At 49.7% G+C, this 22,058-nt stretch carries 16 protein-coding genes; 9 read left to right on the top strand and 7 right to left on the bottom strand.

What is annotated here, in order from left to right; translation table 11 throughout:
• Positions 1 to 45: 45 nt before the first annotated feature.
• The 4 genes from B5D63_RS13415 to B5D63_RS13400 all read left to right on the top strand — a co-directional run bounded on the left by B5D63_RS13415 (position 46) and on the right by B5D63_RS13400 (position 3,174).
• Positions 46 to 762: a pirin family protein gene (locus tag B5D63_RS13415; RefSeq protein ID WP_078669296.1), complete on the top strand. Its 717-nt coding sequence runs from the start codon at positions 46 to 48 to the stop codon at positions 760 to 762.
• Positions 743 to 1,939 (top strand): mechanosensitive ion channel family protein, encoded by a 1,197-nt coding sequence (locus B5D63_RS13410; protein ID WP_200817000.1) that lies wholly within the window; start codon positions 743 to 745, stop codon positions 1,937 to 1,939. The genes B5D63_RS13415 and B5D63_RS13410 overlap by 20 nt, the downstream gene beginning before the upstream one ends.
• The gene (locus B5D63_RS13405) at positions 1,917 to 2,630 is read left to right on the top strand and encodes an HAD-IIB family hydrolase (RefSeq protein WP_078669294.1); all 714 of its coding nucleotides are present in this window, start codon (positions 1,917 to 1,919) and stop codon (positions 2,628 to 2,630) included. The genes B5D63_RS13410 and B5D63_RS13405 overlap by 23 nt, the downstream gene beginning before the upstream one ends.
• Positions 2,631 to 2,796: 166 nt before the next feature.
• Positions 2,797 to 3,174, top strand: a complete 378-nt coding sequence (locus B5D63_RS13400) for a hypothetical protein (RefSeq protein ID WP_078669293.1) — start codon at positions 2,797 to 2,799, stop codon at positions 3,172 to 3,174.
• A 6-nt stretch (positions 3,175 to 3,180) separates the two neighbouring features.
• On the opposite strand, the gene B5D63_RS13395 is transcribed toward B5D63_RS13400, so the two are convergent.
• The 3 genes from B5D63_RS13395 to dxs form a co-directional block, all read right to left on the bottom strand.
• Positions 3,181 to 4,323 carry a PAS domain-containing protein gene (locus tag B5D63_RS13395; protein WP_078669292.1) on the bottom strand — a complete coding sequence of 381 codons (1,143 nt, stop codon included), beginning with the start codon at positions 4,321 to 4,323 and terminating at the stop codon, positions 3,181 to 3,183.
• Positions 4,324 to 4,417: 94 nt separating this feature from the next.
• A complete protein-coding gene (locus B5D63_RS13390; RefSeq protein ID WP_078669291.1) occupies positions 4,418 to 5,461 on the bottom strand; it encodes a ferredoxin--NADP reductase in 1,044 nt (347 codons plus the stop codon).
• Between the two features lie 105 nt (positions 5,462 to 5,566).
• Positions 5,567 to 7,492, bottom strand: coding sequence for a 1-deoxy-D-xylulose-5-phosphate synthase (gene dxs / locus B5D63_RS13385; RefSeq protein WP_078669290.1), 1,926 nt, complete (start codon positions 7,490 to 7,492; stop codon positions 5,567 to 5,569).
• A 225-nt stretch (positions 7,493 to 7,717) separates the two neighbouring features.
• On the opposite strand from dxs, the gene B5D63_RS13380 reads away from it, so the two are divergent.
• Both B5D63_RS13380 and B5D63_RS13375 read left to right on the top strand, forming a co-directional pair.
• Positions 7,718 to 8,767, top strand: coding sequence for a sensor histidine kinase (locus B5D63_RS13380; RefSeq protein ID WP_078669289.1), 1,050 nt, complete (start codon positions 7,718 to 7,720; stop codon positions 8,765 to 8,767).
• 99 nt (positions 8,768 to 8,866) lie between these two features.
• Positions 8,867 to 9,595 carry a LytR/AlgR family response regulator transcription factor gene (locus tag B5D63_RS13375; protein ID WP_078669288.1) on the top strand — a complete coding sequence of 243 codons (729 nt, stop codon included), beginning with the start codon at positions 8,867 to 8,869 and terminating at the stop codon, positions 9,593 to 9,595.
• Between the two features lie 164 nt (positions 9,596 to 9,759).
• Here B5D63_RS13375 and B5D63_RS13370 read toward each other — a convergent pair whose 3' ends face one another.
• Positions 9,760 to 10,518 carry a phosphoglycerol geranylgeranyltransferase gene (locus tag B5D63_RS13370; protein ID WP_078669287.1) on the bottom strand — a complete coding sequence of 253 codons (759 nt, stop codon included), beginning with the start codon at positions 10,516 to 10,518 and terminating at the stop codon, positions 9,760 to 9,762.
• 332 nt (positions 10,519 to 10,850) lie between these two features.
• Between B5D63_RS13370 and B5D63_RS13365 the strand changes: the two genes are divergently transcribed.
• The 3 genes from B5D63_RS13365 (at position 10,851) to B5D63_RS13355 (ending at position 15,784) form a co-directional block, all read left to right on the top strand.
• On the top strand, positions 10,851 to 14,174 hold the full coding sequence (locus B5D63_RS13365) for a vitamin B12-dependent ribonucleotide reductase (RefSeq protein ID WP_078669286.1): 3,324 nt from the start codon (positions 10,851 to 10,853) through the stop codon (positions 14,172 to 14,174).
• 553 nt (positions 14,175 to 14,727) lie between these two features.
• On the top strand, positions 14,728 to 15,282 hold the full coding sequence (locus tag B5D63_RS13360; protein WP_078669285.1) for a hypothetical protein: 555 nt from the start codon (positions 14,728 to 14,730) through the stop codon (positions 15,280 to 15,282).
• A 55-nt stretch (positions 15,283 to 15,337) separates the two neighbouring features.
• Positions 15,338 to 15,784, top strand: coding sequence for a YcxB family protein (locus B5D63_RS13355; protein WP_159456013.1), 447 nt, complete (start codon positions 15,338 to 15,340; stop codon positions 15,782 to 15,784).
• A 23-nt stretch (positions 15,785 to 15,807) separates the two neighbouring features.
• On the opposite strand, the gene B5D63_RS13350 is transcribed toward B5D63_RS13355, so the two are convergent.
• From B5D63_RS13350 to B5D63_RS13340, 3 genes are all read right to left on the bottom strand, one after another.
• Positions 15,808 to 16,518 carry a DUF2490 domain-containing protein gene (locus B5D63_RS13350; protein ID WP_078669283.1) on the bottom strand — a complete coding sequence of 237 codons (711 nt, stop codon included), beginning with the start codon at positions 16,516 to 16,518 and terminating at the stop codon, positions 15,808 to 15,810.
• A 195-nt stretch (positions 16,519 to 16,713) separates the two neighbouring features.
• Positions 16,714 to 18,204 (bottom strand): SusD/RagB family nutrient-binding outer membrane lipoprotein, encoded by a 1,491-nt coding sequence (locus tag B5D63_RS13345; protein WP_078669282.1) that lies wholly within the window; start codon positions 18,202 to 18,204, stop codon positions 16,714 to 16,716.
• An 11-nt stretch (positions 18,205 to 18,215) separates the two neighbouring features.
• Positions 18,216 to 21,734, bottom strand: a complete 3,519-nt coding sequence (locus tag B5D63_RS13340) for a SusC/RagA family TonB-linked outer membrane protein (protein WP_159456012.1) — start codon at positions 21,732 to 21,734, stop codon at positions 18,216 to 18,218.
• Between the last annotated feature and the right edge of the window lie 324 nt (positions 21,735 to 22,058).

Raw genomic sequence — 22,058 nt, 5'->3', positions numbered from 1 at the left:
CTTTATACCGACCTTTGTAGCGTAAAAACAAGGAGAACAATAGCTATGAAAAAGATTATACAACGTGCAGACGAGAGAGGATACGCTAACCATGGCTGGCTGAAAAGTCATCATTCTTTCAGCTTCGCTAATTATTACAATCCCGACAAAATTCATTTCGGCGCATTACGCGTGCTGAACGATGACCAGGTAAAAGGTGGTATGGGCTTTGGTGCGCACCCGCACGACAATATGGAGATCGTTTCCATTGTGCTGGACGGCAGCCTGGAGCACCGCGATAATACCGGTACCAGGGGCGTGATACAGAAAAACGACGTACAGGTGATGAGCGCCGGCAGTGGTATCGTGCACTCCGAATTCAATGCTTCCAAAACGGAAGATGTGAGCTTCCTGCAGATATGGGTGTTCCCGAAAGAAAGGAATATCACTCCGCGTTATGATCAACGTACTTTTGATCCTGCTGCCCGCCATAATGCTTTGCAGGTGGTGGTGGCGCCGGATGGCGACCAACAGCAGGCGCTGCATCTTCACCAGGATGCCTGGTTTTCTCTCGGTGATTTTGAAGCGGGGCAAAAAGTGGAGCTGACGCCGAAGCAAGCGGGTATTGGCAGTTACCTGTTCCTCCTCAGCGGAGAAGTAAAAGTAGCAGAGGAAGTATTGCAAACGCGCGATGCCATTGGCTTATCTGATTACGAAAAAGTAACAGTGGAAGTGGTGAAACCGGCAACGTTTTTGCTGATAGATGTGCCTATGCTGCATTAATTTTCCGCTTCTTTATATTATTAATATATACAAGAGACCGCCGGAAAGACGGTCTCTTTGTTATTTTATTAAATATTGTAAACCATTGATTATGAATTCATTTTTAACTGAAAAGTATTGGGGAAACACCGTTCAGCAGTATCTGATAGCCATTGGAGTGTTAGTTATACTGGTATTGCTGATCCTGATATTCAAAAATCTGTTATTAAAAAAATTGAAAAAATGGGCTGATAGCACTCCGGGGAAAACGGATGATTTGATCATAAGGGGTATTGAACGTTCATTGATGCCGTTATTGTATGTGGGGGCATTGTACGCAAGCCTGCAAAATCTGGCCATCCAACCCACGCCCGCCAAATGGCTCCATATTTTCTTTTCTGTTTGTGTGATGGTTGTTTCGGTGCGCCTGATTTCTGCCGTGGTGATGTATGTTTTTACCAACTTTCTGCGAAAACAGGAAAGAGGAGAAGAAAAAACCAAGCAGGTAAAAGGGATTATGATATTGGTATCTGCGCTGATATGGATTGTAGGGTTGCTGTTTCTGTTGGATAACTGGGGGGTAAATGTAACCACATTTGTGGCAGGGCTTGGGATTGGCGGTATCGCCATCGCATTGGCCGCACAGACGATCCTGGGAGATCTCTTTAGTTATTTTGTGATTTTCTTTGACAGGCCTTTTGAAATTGGAGATTTTATTGTGGTACAGGACAAATCAGGCACCGTTGAATATATTGGAATAAAAACCACACGGCTGCGCAGTATCAGCGGAGAGCAACTGGTGTTCTCCAATACAGATCTGACTAATTCCCGTGTGCATAATTACAAGCGCATGGAGAAGCGCAGGATTGTTTTCAAATTTGGCGTTACGTATGATACTCCGGCCGCGAAGCTGGCGCGTATACCGGAGATGGTAAAACAAATTATTACCGGGTTGCCGGATACCGCATTCGACAGGTCTCATTTTCTGAATTTTGCTGATTCCAGTCTGGAATTTGAGAATGTTTATTTTATATTGGCCGGTGATTACGGTCTTTACATGGACAGGCAGCAGGCTATCAACCTACAGTTGTTTGAAATTTTTCAGAAGGAAGACATTGAATTTGCATTTCCCACACAAACTGTTTATATTAACCAGCTAACCGATAATCATCAAAATGTTATTAGCAACAGATCTTGACGGAACATTTCTGGCCGGCTCCGCGGCTGACAAAGAACAGCTATACGAGCTGGTCCGCATCAGGGAAGACATTCAACTGGTATTTGTAACGGGAAGGGGTATACGTAGTGTGCTGGCTTTACTGGAAGATCCATATCTTCCCCGTCCGGAATATATTATTTGTGACGTGGGCGCCACGGTAACGCACCTGGCTTCGCTGATATCGGTAGAGCCTGTACAGTCGGACATTGCCAGGCTGTGGCCCGGTGATCATGTACGGGAGCAGCTGAAAGCGGTGAAGGGACTGTTGCATCAGGATGCGCACCAGCAGTATCGTTGCTCTTATTATTACGATGATGCTACAGATATTGACACGGCGCGCGAAATTGCGGAATCGTTGCATTGCGACCTGGTACTGTCTGCCGGAAAGTACCTGGATATTCTTCCCCGCGGTGTCAACAAGGGGAATACGCTGCAGCAACTGTTAGGAGTGCTGTCGTTGCCGCATCATGAGGTGCTGGTGGCGGGAGATACGATGAATGATTATACTATGTATGAGATAGGATTCAAAGGCGTAGTGGTGGGCGGTGCTGAACCGGAGCTGCTGGCCCGCACGGTGGGAATGCGCAATGTGCTGCAAGCCGGCCGCATCGGTACAGGCGGTATCCTGGAGGCGATGGCGTGGTTTCCCGAGTTCGGCAGATATTTATAAACAATACCGGAAGAACCGCGAAAGTTGTGAGGGGGGCATTGAAAAAGGTTGTACCTTAGAAGCGGATCTTTGTTAACAGTGACAGGATATATACTGCTAAGTGGATATCGGAAAAACTGCTTGGGTAATGATGAATCATTATTGTTAATGGCTAAATCAATACACCATGGAAATTACAACACAGCCAACAGATCTGACAGAACAGATCAATTCCTGGAAAGAAGAAGTAAACGAAGTAAGAGAAGATGTAAAAATGATGCGGGAGCGCCTGGAACAAATAGCCCTCAGTTCTGCGCCCCGGGAAGTGATGACCAATGTCGAACATTTTGAGAACCGTTTATTAAGACAGCGGGAAGTTGCCGACGAGATGTTCCACGATCTTAAACAATGTGCCAAAAAACTCTCGGCCCAGTCACCCACGGTTATCCACGACGACCGGCCCGTTTGTGACTACGATACCATGTCCAACCGCATGGAGGTTTTCCAGAAACTATTTATGGAGCTGAAAGCAGATTTCAACCATTTTATGGACAGTGAACTGTAGCCGGTATTATTCGATGTTTTTCACCTTATGTTCAATCTTGTGAATGATTTCATCCAACTGCCTGGTGGATTGGTGCAGCCATTCCATTAGCCGGGAATTGAGATGCACATCCTGATTGCTTTTATCAAACAGGTTGGTGATACTTAGGATGGATACCACCGGCCTGCGTATTTCATGTGAGTTGATCCAGGCGATTTCCCTCAGGGTTTTATTTTGTTTTTCCAGGCGTACAGCCTGTTTTACGTACTGGTCAATATCCTGTACGATGCCAATCATGCGGGTGGGCTGGTCGTTTTCATAGATGATGAACGCCCGGTCCACCACGTATTTGAAGGTGCCGTCGGAGCAGCGGAAGCGGTATTGCTGCGACCAGGAGCTGTTCCTGTTTTGCAGGCAGGTATCTAGGGAACTCATCACAGTGGGACCGTCTGCCGGATGGACATTGGATTTCCACCATACAAACAGGTCGGTGTCCGGTTGGGTGGGATGCTGAAACATACTTTCCAGTCCGTGTTTCCAGAGCACTTCGTTGGTAATGAGATTGCGGTCATAGAGGGCGTCGTTGGTGGCCTGCGCCAGCAGTTCATACCGGATGCCCAGCTGATGTGCTTCTTTAGCGGTGCGTACCTGTTCATCCACATCTTTCGCCATGATAAAGCGGGCTTCTTTGCCTTCGTAGAAGGCGGAGTGCGCATAGATCTCCACAAAGAAATTCTCGCCGTTTTTACGGCGATGTTTCCAGATACCCCGGTATTCGGAGCCGTTGCAGCGTTCCCGGACATTGTCCATCAACGCGTCGAGCTCTTCATTTTCCCTTATGTCTTTGATCGTGAGGGTCAGGAATTCGCGACGTGTATAGCCGTATTTTTTGCAGGCTGCCTCGTTCACGAACAGAAAACGGAGGGTGTCCTTTTCATAGATCCACATGGGGATGGGATGATTGATGTAGAGATTTTCGAACTGTGAAACCGGTTGTCTGCGTATAAGCGTGGCGGTTAACAGCACAAAGGCGCTGCACAGTACAGTTTCATTGAGAATAAGCCAGGTTTTTTGAGTGGATGATTCGCTTCCGGTAAGGAGATAACCATTGATAATAATGATTACAAAAAGCAAACACAAACCTGCCATCTTAATCGGGGAGCGTTGCATTTCTCGAATTTGCTAAAATTTAATGAAAATAGTCGCATGTAAAAAATAATAATCAGAGTGGTATGATTAATAAAACTATTTACATTTTGATTATCTATAATTCGATGTCCACTTTTTCACTGGCGGGATAACCTACGCAGGTGAGGATAAGTCCTTCCGCCAGTTCCTTATCGGTCAGTACTTCATTGACAGACATCCATACCTTTCCGCTGGTGCATTGGGCGGTGCAGGAGCCACATACCCCGCCTTTGCAGCTGTAAGGCAGCGGTACATCATGTTCCAGCGCATAGCTGAGGATGGTTTGGTTGGCAGGCACGGTCAGCGTATAGTGCTCATTACGCAGCAGGATGTTCACCTCCCGGGGAGTATCATCTGAGGGGATGGTGGTCCTGGCCAGTTTGGCTTCGGTGGTGATGACGAAGTTTTCCTTATGCAACTGGGCGTCTTTAAAACCCATAAAATGCAGCGTAAGCAGGATCATGCGCATATATTCCGGAGGGCCGCAAAGGAAGAACTGTGTGGCGTCTTTGTGATACAGCAGATGCTCGTTGACCAGCAGTTCCAACAGGATATTATTGAGCCTGCGGTAGGCGTGGTGGCTGTCCGGGTCGTTGCTGAAGAGGAAGAGGATGTTGAGGCGGCGGGGATGCTGTTGCTCCAGCTTCCGCAGTTGTTCGTAGAAAATGGTCCTTTCCGGGGTGCTGTTGCTGTAGATGAGGGTAATTTTGGCGGCGGGTTCGTCCCTGAGTATTTGTTTCAGCAGGGAAAACACTGGTGTAATACCGCTGCCTGCGGCGAGCAGGAAGATATCGCGTTCGTCGGGCGACGGTTCAAAGGTGAACCTGCCGGACGGTTCTACGGCCGTCACGATATCGCCGGTTTTCCAGGTACGCAGCAGGTGGCGGGATATTTCCCCGTTTTCTTTTTCGCGGATGGTGACAGCCATCAGTGGGTCGATACCTGGGGTGGAGCTGAAGGAATAGGAACGGCGATATTCTTTCTGGTGAAGTTGAATGATGAACGTAAGGAATTGTCCGGCCTGGTAAACGACGGGTTCCGGAGTGGTATTTTCCAGGTAGTAGGTGTTGGTGCCGGGTGTTTCTTTCTTTACATCAACAATCCTTAATTGCAAATACATATCGCTTAAGTTACGGGCATACAAAAAATGAAGGAGCGAAGATACGCCGGGATCTTTGAATGGCCGGCGGGATCTTCGCTCCTTTTATTGGGAATGATATTGTTATCAGACGGTGACGGTGATTTTTTCCCGCAGCATTTCCCGGGTGGCGCGGGCGATGCCGGCGGGGTCGTAGCCGCATTCGCGGTACAGTTCTTCCGGTTTGCCGTGTTCCACGATTTTGTCGGGGATGCCGAGCATTTTCACCTGTGCGTGGTAGTTATATTTTGACATGAATTCCACTACAGCGCTGCCTACGCCACCGGTGATGGCGCCATCTTCCACGGTGATCACTTTGCTGAAATTGCGGAACACCTCATGCAGCATCGCTTCATCCAGTGGTTTCACGAAGCGGAGATCGTAGTGGGCGGGTTGCAGCCCGTCGCTGATCAGTTCTTTGCAGGCTTCCGTTACAAAGTTGCCCACATGACCGAAGGACAGGATGGCTACATCTTTACCGTCGCGGACTTTGCGGCCGGTACCGGCTTTGATGGCTTTGAACGGAGTACGCCATTCGGGCATAACGCCTTGTCCGCGTGGATAGCGGATCACATATGGATGGGTATTTTCTTCCAGTTGGGCGCTGTACATCAGGTTACGCAGCTCTTCTTCGTTCATGGGGGCGCTGATGATCACGTTGGGGATACTGCGCATATAAGCAATATCGTAGGCGCCGTGGTGGGTAGGGCCGTCTTCTCCTACCAGGCCTGCCCTGTCGAGGCAGAAGATCACCGGCAGGTTCTGGATGGCCACATCGTGTACGGCCTGATCGAAAGCACGTTGGAAGAAAGAGGAGTAAATGGTGCAGAACACGCGCATGCCCTGGGTGGCCATACCGGCGGAGAGGGTAACGGCGTGTTGTTCGCAGATACCTACGTCGAAGGCGCGGTCGGGCATTTTCTCCATCATGAATTTGAGGGAGGAGCCGGAAGGCATGGCGGGCGTGATACCGATGATTTTATCGTTTTTCTCTGCCAGTTCGATGATGGTATGGCCGAAAACGTCCTGGTATTTAGGAGGTTGTGGCCTGTCGACCTGCTTTTTGAAGATTTCACCGGTGATTTTATCAAAGAGACCCGGCGCATGCCAGGTGGTCTGGTCCTTTTCTGCGAGGGCATAGCCTTTACCTTTGGTGGTAACGATATGCAGCAGTTTAGGGCCGGGAATATCTTTCAGGTCCTGGAGGGTATCGGTCAGCTTCGTGATATTATGACCATCTATCGGACCAAAGTACCGCAACTGGAGTGATTCGAAGAGGTTGCTGGATTTGGACACTACGCCTTTGAGGGAGGCTTCCAGTTTGGAGGCCATTTCGCGGGTGAAGCGTTTGCCTACCGGCAGTTTGCCGAGCAGGTGCCATACATCGTCCCGCAGCTTGTTGTAGGTGGGGGACGTGGTGATGTCTGTCAGGTATTCTTTGAGTGCGCCCACGTTGGGGTCGATGGACATGCAGTTATCGTTGAGGATAATGAGCACGTTGGCATTGGCCACACCGGCGTGGTTGAGCGCTTCGAACGCCATACCGGCCGTCATCGCGCCATCACCGATAACGGCAATGTGCTGGCGGTCCAGCTCTCCTTTGTAATGGGAGGCCATAGCCATGCCCAGTGCGGCGGAGATGGAGGTAGAAGAGTGCCCTACGCCGAAAGTATCGTATTCGCTTTCGTCTCTTTTAGGAAATCCGCTGAGGCCTTTGTATTTCCGGTTGGTCGGAAAGGCGTCGCGCCGGCCGGTAAGAATTTTATGTCCATAAGCCTGGTGTCCCACGTCCCACACGAGTTGGTCATAAGGGGTGTTGAAGACGTAATGGAGGGCTACTGAGAGCTCCACCACACCCAGGCTGGCGGCAAAGTGGCCGCCATGTACACTTACCACGTCAATAATGTACTGACGCAGTTCCTCGCACACCTGATGCAGCTGATCTTTACTCAGCTTTCTCAAATCCGCTGGGGAGTTTATCTGGCTTAAAAGTGAACCGGCCGTGATATTCATACTGTTTTGATGGTTCAGGGTTTAATTAAAAACAAAACTACTAAAAAATAAGCGTTATCCGGCGACATTTGGCGGGAAAAACCCCGTAATTCCTGTTAATCCGCCATTCGGTACAGGGGATTCGCCATTTACCGGTTCTGATTCGCCATTTATAACATTTAGGTTTCGGTGGGCAGGGCCTTAAGGTATTTTTGGTAAACTGGGGAAGTTTACTAATTTGAATGAATGCTTAAACAAGTATCCAAATATTGGTGGGGGCAATTGTTGGGATGGTCGGTGTATTTTCTGGTCACTTTATTCTTCAACTTCACTTTGAAAAAGGCAGACCTGTCGGTGGTGACGGTCTATCTGATCATTTTTATCATTTCCGGTATTGCTGCTACCCATCTGTTCCGGACCCTCCTGAATAAACTTAAAGGATGGGAAAGCTACAGCTTTGAAAAACAATTGGTTATCTTCCTGTTGTTGGTGATTTGCACCAACCAGACCTTATATTTTGGCAATAACCTGCTGGTAGATTACCTGGGAGGAAACCTGCCGAAAGGCGGGAATTTCTTTATGACACTGGTAGAAAGGGGGTATCTGTCTTCTTTTGCGATCTCTTTTATCTGGTGGGTGATTTATTTCGTCTGGCATTATGTAGACAGGACGCGGACGGCGAAGGTAGACCGGCTGAAGCTGGAGGCCACGGTGAAGGAGTTGGAGCTGAAGACCATTAAAGCACAGCTGAACCCTCATTTTATCTTTAACGCGCTGAACAGCATTCGGGCTTTGGTGGATGAGAATCCGCAGCGGGCCAGGACAGCGATCACAGAATTGTCCAACATTCTGCGCAGTTCCATGGCGATAGAAAAGGTAGAGACCGTTAGCCTGGAAAATGAATTAAACATTGTAAAAGATTACCTTGCACTGGAACACATCCGTTTTGAGGAGCGGTTACAGGTACGGTATGAGATAGATCCTGATACGCTGGAGCTGCAGGTGCCGCCCATGATGTTGCAGACGCTGGTGGAAAACGCCATCAAACATGGTATTTCCCGGATGGTCAGCGGCGGGTCGGTATTTATAGCGTCGCGGTTAAAGGGCATGGAGCATGAAATTACCATCGAGAATACCGGGCAACTGGTAGAGAAGAACGTGTTAAACGGCCATGGTTTTGGATTGGAGAGCACCCGGCAACGGTTGAGCCTTTTGTTCGGAAACAGGGCTACCTTTGATATCAGGAATAAAGACGAGGCAACGGTGGAAGCGCGTGTGGTGATGCCGTTACTCTGACGCACTTGTTATTCGGAAGCCGCTATAGCGGGGCGTTTTGCCTGGCTATGGCTTTAAATGTTTAAAAAAAATTGTCATCAACCAAACTTCATATTGCCAATGAAAAAAGCATTGATAATAGATGATGAACGCCTGGCCAGGAGTGAGCTGAAAAAACTGCTGGCAGACCACCCGGAGATAGTGGTGGTAGGTGAAGCAGTGAACGCGAAGGATGGTATCGAGAAGATAGAGAACCTGCATCCCGACCTGCTGTTCCTGGATATCCAGATGCCCGACAAAACGGGTTTCGATTTACTGGCCGAGCTGGAGAAATCGCCGCAGGTGATTTTTACGACCGCATATGACGAATATGCGCTGAAGGCGTTTGAATACAATGCGCTGGATTATTTGCTGAAACCGGTGGAGCCCAAGCGGCTGGCGGATGCCATCCATAAGCTGCATCAGCAGGACGAGAAGGACCGGCTGGCTGCTTCCGGGGGCATACGCACCCTGTTGTCCGAGAATGATCAGGTATTTGTGAAAGACGGGGACCGCTGCTGGTTTGTAAAATTGCAGGAAATCCGGCTGTTTGAGAGCGTAGGCAATTATGCACGGGTGTATTTCGAGACTAACAAACCATTGATCCTGAAGTCGTTGAATGCGCTGGAAGAGCGACTGGACGAGCGGGTGTTTTTCCGGGCCAACCGTAAACACATTGTCAACCTGCGAATGATCGAAAAGATCGATACCTACTTCAATGGCGGGTTGCTGTTGGAGATGAAGGGGGGTGAGAAGATTGAGGTAAGCCGCCGTCAGGCAGTTAAGTTCAAAGAGATGATGAGCCTGTAATAGTTAGAAATTTTTTGATGTACGATTTTTTTTGATTTCGTTAATTGATAAAGAAGAAGACCGAAGCGAGCCATAAAAGCTGCTTCGGTCTTCTTCTTTATTTTAATTTGTTTTGAATCTTCGCAAAAAGGGACAAAATCAAAAAATCGTACATCAAAAAATTTCTAAATAGTAATGGGTGCAGTGGAATGTACTGCGTCTGCCAGTTCCTTGATGAGGGAGAGATCATTTTCGATGGCGTTGCCTACTACGATGATATCGGCGCCGGCTTTACAGTTGCGGTAAGCTTTTTCAGCGTCGCGGATACCGCCGCCAACGATGATAGGTACATCCACCTGGCTGGCTACCCGGCTGATCATGGTTTCCGTGATCGGGTTGCGGGCGCCGCTGCCGGCATCCATGTAGATCACTTTCATGCCCAGCATCTCCCCTGCCATGGCGGTGCACATGGCAATGTCCGCTTTGTCGGCAGGTATGGGGGTGGCGTTGCTGATGTAAGAAACGGTAGTGGGCGCACCTCCGTCAATAACCATATAGCCGGTGGAAATCACTTCCAACTGGCTTTTTTTAACGGCAGCCGCAGATACTACGTGCTGACCGATCAACAATTCAGGGTTTCTGCCTGAAATCATGGAAAGATAAAGGAGTGCGTCTGCATATCTCGAAACCTGCGAAGGGCTCCCTGGAAACAAAATAACAGGAATATCGCAGCTGGCTTTCAATTGTTGCACGCATTCATCCAGATGGTTGGTGATGACCAGACTGCCGCCAAGGAAGATATAATCTACTTTGGCAGCGGTACATTTCGCGGCAAGTTCAATGATACCAGCAGGCGTTACCTTATCCGGATCAATTAAAACCGCGAATGCCTTTTCTTTCCTAGCCTTTCTTTCGATGAACGAAGTGTATATTTTATTGTACATCAATAGCGCATTGTTCCGGTTGTCGCAAATGTATAATATTTTTATTAATAACCCACAATGCTAAATAAATATGCATGTAATTCATTTTCTATTCATGAACTTCATGATACCTATGGCATTACAAGACGCATCCACACAGGTAAATTTGAGTAACGACAAATTTTAAGCCGGATTTTATGTTATCAGTCTGGTGTATAACAATCCTGTCCGGAAAGTGTTGATACAATTATCCACAAGTTGTGCAAAATAATCCGGTTGTCCGAGGCATTTAAAAACTAATTTTAGAATACCCCCCTTTCATATATTCTTTTAATCCTGGAAAAATTTTGGGTATGAAAAATCCAGCAAGCAGCAAGCGTGGCATGGCCTTCTCCCGGTTCTTTACCAAAGAAGGGATGCGTCCGTATGAACAGTTTGAGTATGACCTCCGCTCTTCGGTGATCCGTAACCCCGGTGGGGATGTGGTATTTGAGATGAACAATGTAGAGGTGCCTCGGGGATGGTCGCAGATTGCGACAGATATCCTGGCACAAAAGTATTTCCGCAAGGCGGGCGTACCACAGGAAGATGGCAGTCTGGGCCGTGAAACATCGGTGAAGCAGGTGGTACATCGTATGGCCAATTGCTGGCGTGCCTGGGGCGAACGTTACGGTTATTTCGCGTCGGAAGCAGACGCACAGACATTTTATGACGAGCTGGTATATAGCATGCTGAACCAGGCATGCGTGCCCAATTCTCCTCAATGGTTCAATTCCGGCCTGTATGAGAGCTATGGCATCAAGGGTAAACCGCAGGGGCATTATTATGTGGAGCAAAATACGGGTCAACTGGAAAAATCGACCTCTGCCTATGAGCGGCCCCAGCCACATGCCTGTTTTATTCTCAGTGTGGAAGACGACCTGGTGGGCGATGGTGGCATTATGGACCTCTGGATGCGGGAAGCCCGTATTTTCAAATACGGTTCCGGTGTAGGTACCAATTTTTCGCATATCCGGGGAGAAGGTGAGAAACTGAGTGGTGGCGGCACTTCCAGCGGCCTGATGAGTTTTCTGAAAATCGGCGACCGGGCGGCCGGCGCCATCAAGTCAGGCGGTACTACCCGCCGTGCGGCTAAAATGGTGTGCCTGGACCTGGACCATCCGGAGGTGCTGGACTTCATTAACTGGAAGGTAGAAGAAGAGAAAAAGGTGGCGGCGCTGATTGCCGCCGGCTATTCCGCCGATTATGAGGGGGAGGCTTACCGGACGGTATCCGGGCAGAACTCCAATAATTCCGTTCGTATCCCCAACAGCTTTTTCCGGCAGCTGGCTGCCGAGGGGGACTGGGACCTGATAGCCCGTACCACCGGCAAAGCCGTGAAGACGGTCAAAGCGCGGGAGCTGTGGGACCAGATCGCCTATGCCGCGTGGCGTTGCGCAGATCCGGGCACCCAGTACGATACCACTATCAACGAGTGGCATACCTGTCCGCAGGGAGGCCGTATCAACGCTTCCAATCCCTGTTCCGAGTACATGTTCCTGGATAATACCGCCTGTAACCTGGCATCGGTGAACCTGAGGCGGTTTTTTGACGAAGAAAAGAGCCTGTTTGACGTGCCGGGGTTTGAATATACTGTGCGGCTGTGGACCACGGTGCTGGAGATCTCCGTGCTGATGGCGCAGTTCCCTTCTAAAGAAGTGGCACAGCTTAGTTATGATTATCGTACGCTGGGGCTGGGTTATGCGAACCTCGGCTCTATGCTGATGGTGAGCGGTATCGCTTATGACAGCGAAGAAGCGAGGGGCATTGCCGGCGCTATTACGGCGATCATGACCGGCGTGGCTTATCAGACTTCCGCTGAACTGGCCTCCTGCCTGGGAGCATTTCCGCGGTATGCAGAAAACAGGGAAGACATGCTGCGGGTGATGCGTAATCACCGGGCAGCGGCCTACGATGCCGCTGAAGCATATGAAGGGCTCGAAATTTCACCTCGTGGCATCAATGCGCGGTATTGTCCCGATTACCTGTTGAAAGCCGCAACAAGGGCCTGGGATGAAGCAGTGCAGGCTGGTGAAAAGCATGGTTACAGGAACGCACAAACGACGGTGATAGCGCCGACCGGTACTATCGGGCTGGTGATGGATTGCGATACGACTGGCGTGGAGCCTGATTTTGCGCTGGTGAAGTTCAAGAAATTGTCCGGCGGCGGATATTTTAAGATCATCAACCAGTCTATTCCCACCGCCTTGCAGCATATGGGTTATCAGCCGCATGAGATCAAGGCGATCGTGGATTATGCGAAGGGCACCGGTTCTTTTGCCGGCGCGCCGTACATCAATCATCAGTCGCTCAGTGAAAAAGGTTTCATTGCCGAAGAGTTGAAAAAGCTGGATACCGCGGTGGTTTCTTCTTTCGACATCTCTTTTGTGTTTAACGTATATACGCTCGGGGAAGCCTGTCTGCAAAGGCTGGGCTTTGTACCGGAGCAGTATTTTAATCTCGATTTCAGCCTGCTGCATGCGCTCGGATTCCAGGATGCAGAGATAGAAGCGGCTAATGATTATGTGTGTGGCACTATGACGGTAGAGGGGGCTCCTTATCTTCAGGAAGCGCATCTGCCGGTGTTTGACTGTGCGAATAAGTGTGGCAGGCACGGGCAGCGGTATATTCATCCGCACGGACATATACGGATGATGGCGGCGGCACAACCTTTTATTTCCGGGGCTATTTCAAAAACCATTAATCTGCCGCATGAAGCGGAAGTAGATGAAATAGCAGATGCGTATATGCTGAGCTGGGAGCTGGGCCTCAAGGCCTGTGCGCTTTACCGCGATGGCAGCAAACTTAGTCAGCCGCTGAGTAATAAGAGTGAGAAGAAGAAAAAAGCGGATGCGGCGCCGGCGATAACGGCGGGTGCTGTACAGTTGCCCGACCTGGAGCAGGCCACTATCGATGAGTTGCTGGAAGAAGTGAACCGGCGGATGATGGCCAGCAAGGACACGACGCTGAAGCGGCAGTTGTCCCGTATTGTGGAGCGTAAAACGCTACCGTCGAAGCGGGGTGGCTTCACACAGAAAGCGAAAGTAGGCGGACAGGCTATTTTCCTGCGTACCGGCGAATACAATGATGGTACGCTGGGAGAGATATTCATTGATCTCGCCAAAGAAGGATCTACTTTGCGGAGTATGATGAACTGCTTTGCCATAGCTGTTTCCGTAGGATTGCAGTATGGTGTTCCGTTGGAGGAGTTTGTGGACAAGTTTGTTTTCACGCGGTTTGAGCCTGCCGGTATGGTGGACCATCCGAACATTAAGTCAGCCACATCGCTGGTAGATTATGTTTTCCGGGTATTGGGATATGAATACCTGGGGCGTACTGACCTGGTGCATATATTGGATGCACCAGGTAATACAGGTGAAGAGGACGAGGAGGAGCCGGGAGAACCGCCGTCTTTATCCGGTATGCGTGTAACTGTAGGCAACGGGCAACCAGCCAATACTTCCAAAACGCCCAAACAGCAAGCGATTGCAGCGCATCAGAGTGAAAGCAGCACACAGGATTACTTACGCAGCATGCAGCGGGATGCCCCTGCCTGTAACGTTTGCGGGCATATCACCGTGCGGTCAGGCACATGTTACAAATGCCTGAATTGCGGTAACAGCATGGGTTGTAGCTGATTCGATGTTGCAACTCTTGTTAACGAGATGTTATTGTGCCTTTAAAATTTCAAAGAAAAATAACATGCACTTATCTTTGTATTCAAATAGGGTTTTCATAGGATAGTAACAAATTGAGGGCGCTTTTCTAGGCGCCCTTACTTTTTTTTAAAACCCTGGTTTTTTGGGAACCATTCCCAGTTACTTCTCTCCTCTTCTCCCGACGCAGGGAAATCTTATATTTTATTTTATCTAATTTCAAGGCTTTAATTTTTCATTTCTGAGATTTTTCGATCTCATATTAAAAATTATTTAATTTTTAGACTTCTCCTTCTGTCACCATATAATTTTATTATATTTGTTATTGTATTAATTTTTATTATGGTTACTGTCCTATGAAAAACCAAATATTCCTACACCGCATGATTCATCATGCACTGTAAATGACTCTCGAAAGCAATGGTTCGTCCATTGCTTTTGTTTTTTTAGGGTACGTGGTTCTACGTATTTTTTTTCAGGGTTAGAAATCTCGGAATATAATTGTATTTTTAAGACTCGAAAAATTGGATGCCTTATGACAAAGCTGTTGTTCATGCTGTTGGTAGTTTTGGCCGCAGCCACATCAGCAAATGCCAACACTGGTAACGGGAATGGTAACGGAGACAATACCAGCACCGGTTTCAAGAACGGGGACAAAGACAAGGAGAAAGACAACAATGGAGATAAAAACGGTGATAACAACGATAACCGTAATAATGCCAAAAACAACGACAAATCCAAGCCTGTAAGGGTAGAAGACTTTGTGTTATTATTCCCCCGGGTAGAGACAACGGAGAAAGTAGATGAAGCAGAGTTGGAAAAAGCTATTGTGGACCTATACAAATGGTATTTACAAAACGAAACTAAAATAAACACCAACGACTTCCTGAAAGGAAGTGGTAAGGAGATGGTGTTCCCTTTTAAAGTGGACCCGAAGACCTTGCAACAATATTTCCTTTTCATCAAGAAAAACTTTCCGGGCTTCAATGAGGAGTACCTCTCCACCCTGAAGCGTAACCGTAAGAAAGAAGCACCTGTTACTGTACGTGATGAAATGGATAATCCTATGTCGATTTCCGTAAACAGATAAAAATCGTTTTGTCAGGCGCCTAATGCAGTTAGAGTTTAGTTATAACAAAGGAGATGTGTTACACGCATTACGCTATCATTTTCTGCACCGGGGAGAAATAAAGGTGTTCCGCAACACCCTCGTTATCCTCCTGCTGGCCACTATTGCCGGATATGTCTTTAATCTGGTCACGCCTGGCGCCCTTTCAGGTATTACCATCATGGTATTGCTGCTGGGGCTCGTTTTCTGGTATCTCCTCCCCATTTCCATCTACAACAAAGCCGCTACCTTCAAGGACGATATTCATCTCCGCTACTCTGAAGAGGGCATCCGGATATCCACCCGCTCCAGCGATCATGAACGTGCGATCAGCTGGCGTCATTTCTCCAGAGTGGTGGAAACCAAAAAATTTTTCTTCCTCTATCGCGATAAAAAGACCTTTTTCCTGATCCCCATCAGCGCCTTTAAAACGGAAGACGCGTACCTGGGATTTAAGGATATGGCAGAAACTGTGAATACATAATTCACAGTTTCATGTATTCACGGTTACAGTTGTTGAAAGACAGCAAAGTGCAGGATATGGTTCATGCTCCGTGCGCCATTTCCTCCCTGTACGAACTGGTTCATATAGCCGATATCGGCTTTCAGGGAACCGTTGAACTTATAGCCAAACGCTGCCAGAAAGCGGTTTTGATCATAGAAAAGGTTACTGATATCATTTCCCCACAGGTTTAGGAATATTTCATCCTGTAAGGCCACATAAAAGCGGGTGGACTGCTGCTTGTGCCGGATATTGAGCTGGGTCCGGTTAAAATAACGCAGGCGGTTGCCATATTTCCAGTCTCCGATGGCTGCATGGGCGTCGGGACTGTTGGGTTGGGCCACCCAGCGTTGCTCCAGCCGGAAACGATGTGTCATATCAATTTTAGGTGCTTTGTAGATGTATTGTTCAAAAATCCGGTGTTCCGGCAGCCAGGTATTGCTGATGCTGTTATAGGTGGGCACGAAGGCATACCCCAGTAGCACCTGGTGTTGCGACGTAATGGCATATTGCAGTCCTGCCCTCATCAGCAGCTGTCCTTTGTTGCTGATGCCATCGCGGATACGTCCCTGTATATCGAAGGGGACTGACCAGCGCTGATTGATTTTTACATTCCCAAAATAAGTGTACCAGTGCTGATAGGCATGCGTAGTCTCTTGGGCTGCGGCATAGCGTGACAATGCCAGTACAGCCATTAATAACAGTACATTCTTCATAAAATTGCTTAAAACTTACTATAGGGGGGCTTAAAGATAAGGCAGAATCATCATTTACGAATTTTTTGATGTTGATATTTAAAAAAGATGAAAGAGGGGGCACCGTTGGCCGGTAGCATTTTGTCAACAAAGGGCATAAAAAAGGCGCCTGCAGAAGCAGGCGCCGGTTGATTGTTTTAGTTGAGTGCTTATGTCTTAAAATTTGTTATACCACAGCCTGGTGCCTTTCAGGTCGCCACCGATGGCTTTGGCAGCGTCGTTATACGCGGCCTGGTTTTGTGCCTGTTCGGTAACGAGGTAAGTGAGGCGGTATGGTACGAAGGGGGCCGACTGGTCCATGCTGCCTGATACAGGAGCGATGAACAGCGCCTGACCACCCGGTTTTTTGAAATTGAGCCTGGTCCTTTCAAACCAGCCCTGGAAGCCCTGCGGATACAGCGCCAGCCATTTCTGGGTGCCGATCACGTTGCGCCAGTCGGCTGCATTGTAGGGCACCGCTCCCACGAACTTGTCAACAGCAGCGTCTGTAATGGAGGTGTTATTGGTCAGTTTTTTCCAGTAGTCGATGGAGGCTTTGATACCATTCACGTAGTGGGTAGACGCTTCACCCACGCTCATGCCGCGTGCGGCGGCTTCTGCCAGGATGAATTCAACTTCAGCGTAGTTCATCAGGATACCGGGCATGGTAGCGCTGTAGATCTGCGTGCCGGGGTAGGAAAAACGGCCCGGTGCAGGTCTGGTGGCGTCGGCGCTGGCCCAGCCATACGGCATGCCTTTGAGTGCTTTGTCGTCTTTGGACGGACGGGCGTAGATCGGCAACCTGGGATCGCCGGTAGCCTGCATGTAGTCTACCATGGTGCCGCTGACAAAGAAGTCAGGAATTTCCCTTTCGGAATCGTTGAAGGGGAATTTATTCGGTGCTGCGTTCAGGTAGGTGAACTGGGCATTGTCGTCGTTGCTGGTGAATGCCAGCTGGTAGTGAGCTTCGATGATCTGTTTGGCTTTGGCGCCGTCCGCGTCGGCCATGCGTATGGCGATGCGGAGCATCAGGGAATGCGCCAGTTTGGCCCATTTCTCGGAGGCGCCATTGTAGATCACATCACCGGTAGCGGTTACGCCTTTATTGGCGTCGAATATGGCGATCTGAGCCTGAAGGGTATCGAGCAGATGGCCATAGATGCCTTTGGCATCGTCGTAGGCGGGTTTCAGGTTGCCGCCATCCAGCTGGAACGTTTTGGAATAAGGCACATTGCCATAGGCATCGGCCAGTATCTGGTAGATCCAGCAGGATGAAACGCGGGCGATGGCTGTCTGGACCGCCAGTTCCGGCGTAGCGGGTTTGGTGGCATTTTGCCGTACAATGGTTTGCAGATTGTTCAGCGAAATACGGTAGAGATTGTTCCACATGGTGGAGTTGTTACCCTCATCCAGTTTATAGCGGCTGTCGTCCGTGCGGGAGTTGGCAGACCAGTACTGGGCGTAGTGCATGGCGATGTACCCGTTCTGCAGACCGCTGTACAGCACGTCCATGGCAGCCTTCTGGGAGCCGGCCAGCAGGTACTGCGGTTCCGCAGTGGTGGGTTTGGTTGGGTCGTGATTGATATCGTCGAGCTTTTTACAGCCGGTGAACGCCATGGCGGCCAACAGCAGTAAAGCGGAGCTATATTTTAAAATCTTGTTGGTCATCTTCACAAATTTTAGAATGATACATTCAGGTTTAAACCATAGGAACGCAGCGAAGGCAGTGCTCCTCCTTCAATCCCCTGTATGTTGGAAGAGGAGTTGAGGATATTGGCAGGGTCCACGTTAGGCGCGTTGGACTTGATCAGCCACAGGTTACGGCCATACAGGGAGAGACGGGCGCTCTGGGCGCCGATCTTTTTGTACCATGATTCCGGCAGGTTATAGCCGATTTTTGCTTCTCTCAGGTAGATATAGCTGGCGTCGTACATGTTGGCGCGGCTGATCACATTGCCGCCATTGGCGGCGAAGTGGTCCTGCGCGGTGATTTTAACCGTATTGGGGTGACCGTCCGCTGTTACGCCCGGTACGACGATACCATTTTCGCGGATATTGTTTTCCACGGTAGTTTGCAGCAGGCCTGATTTCTCTCCGTACAGGTTGGTGTAGGAGAAGAAGCTGCCGCCATGCTGGAAGTCCACCAGGGCAGACAGGTAGATGCCTTTATAAGTGAAGGTGTTGGTCACACCGCCTACATAATCCGGATAGGCATTACCCAGCGGAACGCTCTTGGTGGTGGGTACATAGTGGCCGGCGGCGTCTACCACTTTTTCTCCGTTCAGGTAGGTGTAGTCAGTACCGATGAGCGTACCCAGCGGCTGGCCTACCATGGCTACCACAGATACTTTCTGTGTACGGCGGTCGGTGCCGATGAGATACACAGGAAGGTCTGTATTGTACTGGTCAATGTTCATGCTGATCAGCTTGTTGCGGTTGCGGGCCAGGTTGGCGTTGATATCCCAGCGGAAGCCGTTTTTCAGGCGGATGGGATTCAGGTTGAGGCCAATTTCTATACCCTTGTTTTCCACTTCCCCGCCGTTGGCATAGGCGGTGGTATAGCCGGTAGCAGCCGGGAGGGACAGGTAGATCAGCTGATCTTTGGTCCTGCGGCGGTAGTAGGTAAAGTCTACGCCTATACGATTGTCCAGGAATTTCAGTTCTACGCCGGTTTCTATTTCTGTGGTGCGTTCCGGTTTCAGGTCCCTGGTGTATTTAGTGCCGGAAGCCTGTGTGACCGGGTAGTTGCCGAAAGGCGGCTGGAACTCGTAGGTATCGTAGATCCGGTAAGGATCGGCGTCGTTACCTACGGCAGCGAGGCTTCCTCTTACTTTACCGAAGGTGAGCCATTTCCATTCTTTCAGCAGGTCGGAGAACACGAAAGACAGGGATGCTGATGGGTAGAAGTACTGGTTGTTACCGCTCAGCAGCGTGGAGCTCCAGTCGCTGCGGCCGGTGAGGTCAAGGAACAGCATGTTCTTATACCCGAGATTGGCGGTAGCGAATACGGAGTTGATTTGTTTTTCGTAGAACTCATCGATGATTTTAGCCGGTTGTACGGAGTTGTTCAGGTTATACACGTCTTTTACCAGCAGGCCCTGTTGGGTGCTGCCGCCGGTGGTGGTCCATTTGCGGTGCATAATGTTACCGCCTACGCTGGCATTCAGCTGGAATTCCTTGCCAAAGTCTTTTTTGATATCGGCAGTCACCTGGTAGTTCATTTCGCGGGAGGTGCGCACCCTTTTGATGTATCCGCCGATGAGATAGTCTTTGGCGGTCCTTTCTTCTTCGAGGGTGTTGTAATCGTCCATGAATACGCGGCCGGTGAAGGAGAGCCATTTGTTGGCGTCGATGTCTACGCCGGCGTAGCCGAAGAGGCGGTTACGGCTGTCAGTTTCATAGTCCATGTAACGGTTCCAGTAGGGGCCGTTGCTGAACTGAACCGCGGGGTCGTCCCAGGATTTGCGGTTCCAGGTGATCTGGGAGCCGTCGCTGTATTTATAGTTTTTTTCTTTTTCGATATCGAGCTGGCGCTGGCCGAACATGGTGAACTGCAGGGCCGGGTTGGGGCCGGTAAAGCCGGTGCCGGGGCGGCCTTTGGCTTTCAGTCCTACGTAGTTCACGGAAGCTACCGCTCTTACGCCTTTGGTCACTTCATAGTTACCGTTGAACGACAGGTTGTTACGGCTGGTGGTGGCATTTGGCAGCACGAAGCTCTGGTTCATATTGCCGTAGGACAGGCGGAAGCCGCCTTTATCGTTGCTGCCGGCCATGGAGATATTGTTCGTCAGGGTAAAGCCGGTGCGGTAGAAATCCTTCACGTTGTTGGGATGGGCTGCCCAGGGGGCTGTCTGACCGAAGAGCGGGTTGCCCTTGTCTTTGTCCCATGACCAGTAGTGGCGTACGAGGCGGCCGTCCAGGCGCGGGCCCCAGGAAGCATCTTCATAGTACTGCGGCATCAGGTCATAGCGGCCTTTGCCGTTATTATCATCATATGCAGCGCTTTTTTCGTTGAGGAAGGCTTCCGGGTGTTCGTTGTAATAGAGGGTATCGAACCGGGGGCTTGCGCCACCGCCGTACATATTCTGGTAGGTAGGCAGTTTGTACACCTGATCGATCTGTGCGTTGAGGCTGTAGGTGACACCGATGCCTTTTTCCGCGTCCGGGCGTTTTTTGGTGGTGATCAGCATCACGCCGTTGGCGCCGCGGCTGCCGTAGAGGGCGGTGGCGGCAGCGCCTTTCAATACGGAGATATTTTCAATATCCTCCGGATTGATGTCCTGCAGCGGGCTGCCGAAGTCGTAACCACCGCCGCCGTTGAGCTGTCCTGCGTCGTTGGTGCTGTTGTTTTGCATGGGCACACCGTCTATCACGAAGAAGGCGTTGTTATCACCGAGGATGGACTTTACGCCACGGATGGTGATTTTAGAGGAGCCGCCCATGGAGCCGGTGTTGGTATTGATTTGTACGCCCGGCACTTTACCGGTGAGGGCGTTGACGAAGTTCACCTCTTTGGCTTCCTGAACGGAGCTGCCGCTTACTTCCTGCATGGCATAACCTACGGAGCGTGGGTTTTTCTTGATACCGAGGGCGGTGACCACTACTTCTCCCAATACTTTTTTGTTGGCATTTACAGGGGTGAGCGTAATTGTCAGCGGTTCTTTCTTCTCCACGATGATCGTCTGGTCTCCGAACGTTGGTGAAGTTATCGTGATGGTGTCGTTTTGTTTCGCTTTGACAGTGAATTTGCCATCGGGACCGGACTGCGCGTTGGTGCCGGCCGTTTTGTTACGGATGAGCGCACCGGGAACGGGCGTGCCTTTATCGTCTTTCACGAGGCCCTTGAGCGTAAACTGCCCTATTTCTTTTTTTATCGTAGCGTCGTCCGGCGGCAGGATCAGGCCTGTGTCCTGTTTGGGTTTTGCAGCGGTGTCCTGTTTAGGGACAGCGGTGCCCTGAGCAGGTTTGCTGGTATCCTGAGCGGGTTTGGACGTGTCCTGAGCGGGTTTTCTGGTGGTATCCTGCCGGGGTTTGGCGGCAGTGTCGGCAGCAGCGGGCTTGATTACAACCGGAACGGTAGTATCAGCAGGCTGTTGCTGAACGATGAGATACCTTTCGGGTTTCGTGTATGCGCTGCTGGGGGTATAGCAGAAAAAGGCATAGCACAGCCCCGACCAGGCTAGTACATGGCTTCTCATTGTATAGTGCTTGATTTGGTTACAAATTTTTTGTGCAGCGCCTTCAGGCTGCTTATTGTTATCTGGGCAATACATATCAAATAACAATACAATCAAAAGCCCTTTTACAATGGGCTTAAATTGATTTTATCAGGTTTTTCCTCATTTCGTAGTGAGCAATGCCCACTTTTGTAAACGCTTCTCCACAGATTTCACCGTTTGTGTTGTGACAGCCTCCCGCGGTTTTTTACATGCATACATTGTTAGCATTCCGAACCCGTTGTTCATTGCTGTTGTTGCGGTGAAGAGGGGCGTTTCTCTGTCCGGTGGCTTTCTGCCTGATTT

This window comes from Chitinophaga eiseniae (genome assembly GCF_900167135.1).
In the GTDB taxonomy this organism is placed as follows: Bacteria; Bacteroidota; Bacteroidia; order Chitinophagales; family Chitinophagaceae; genus Chitinophaga; species Chitinophaga eiseniae.
This window is presented reverse-complemented; position numbering and strand designations above follow the sequence as displayed.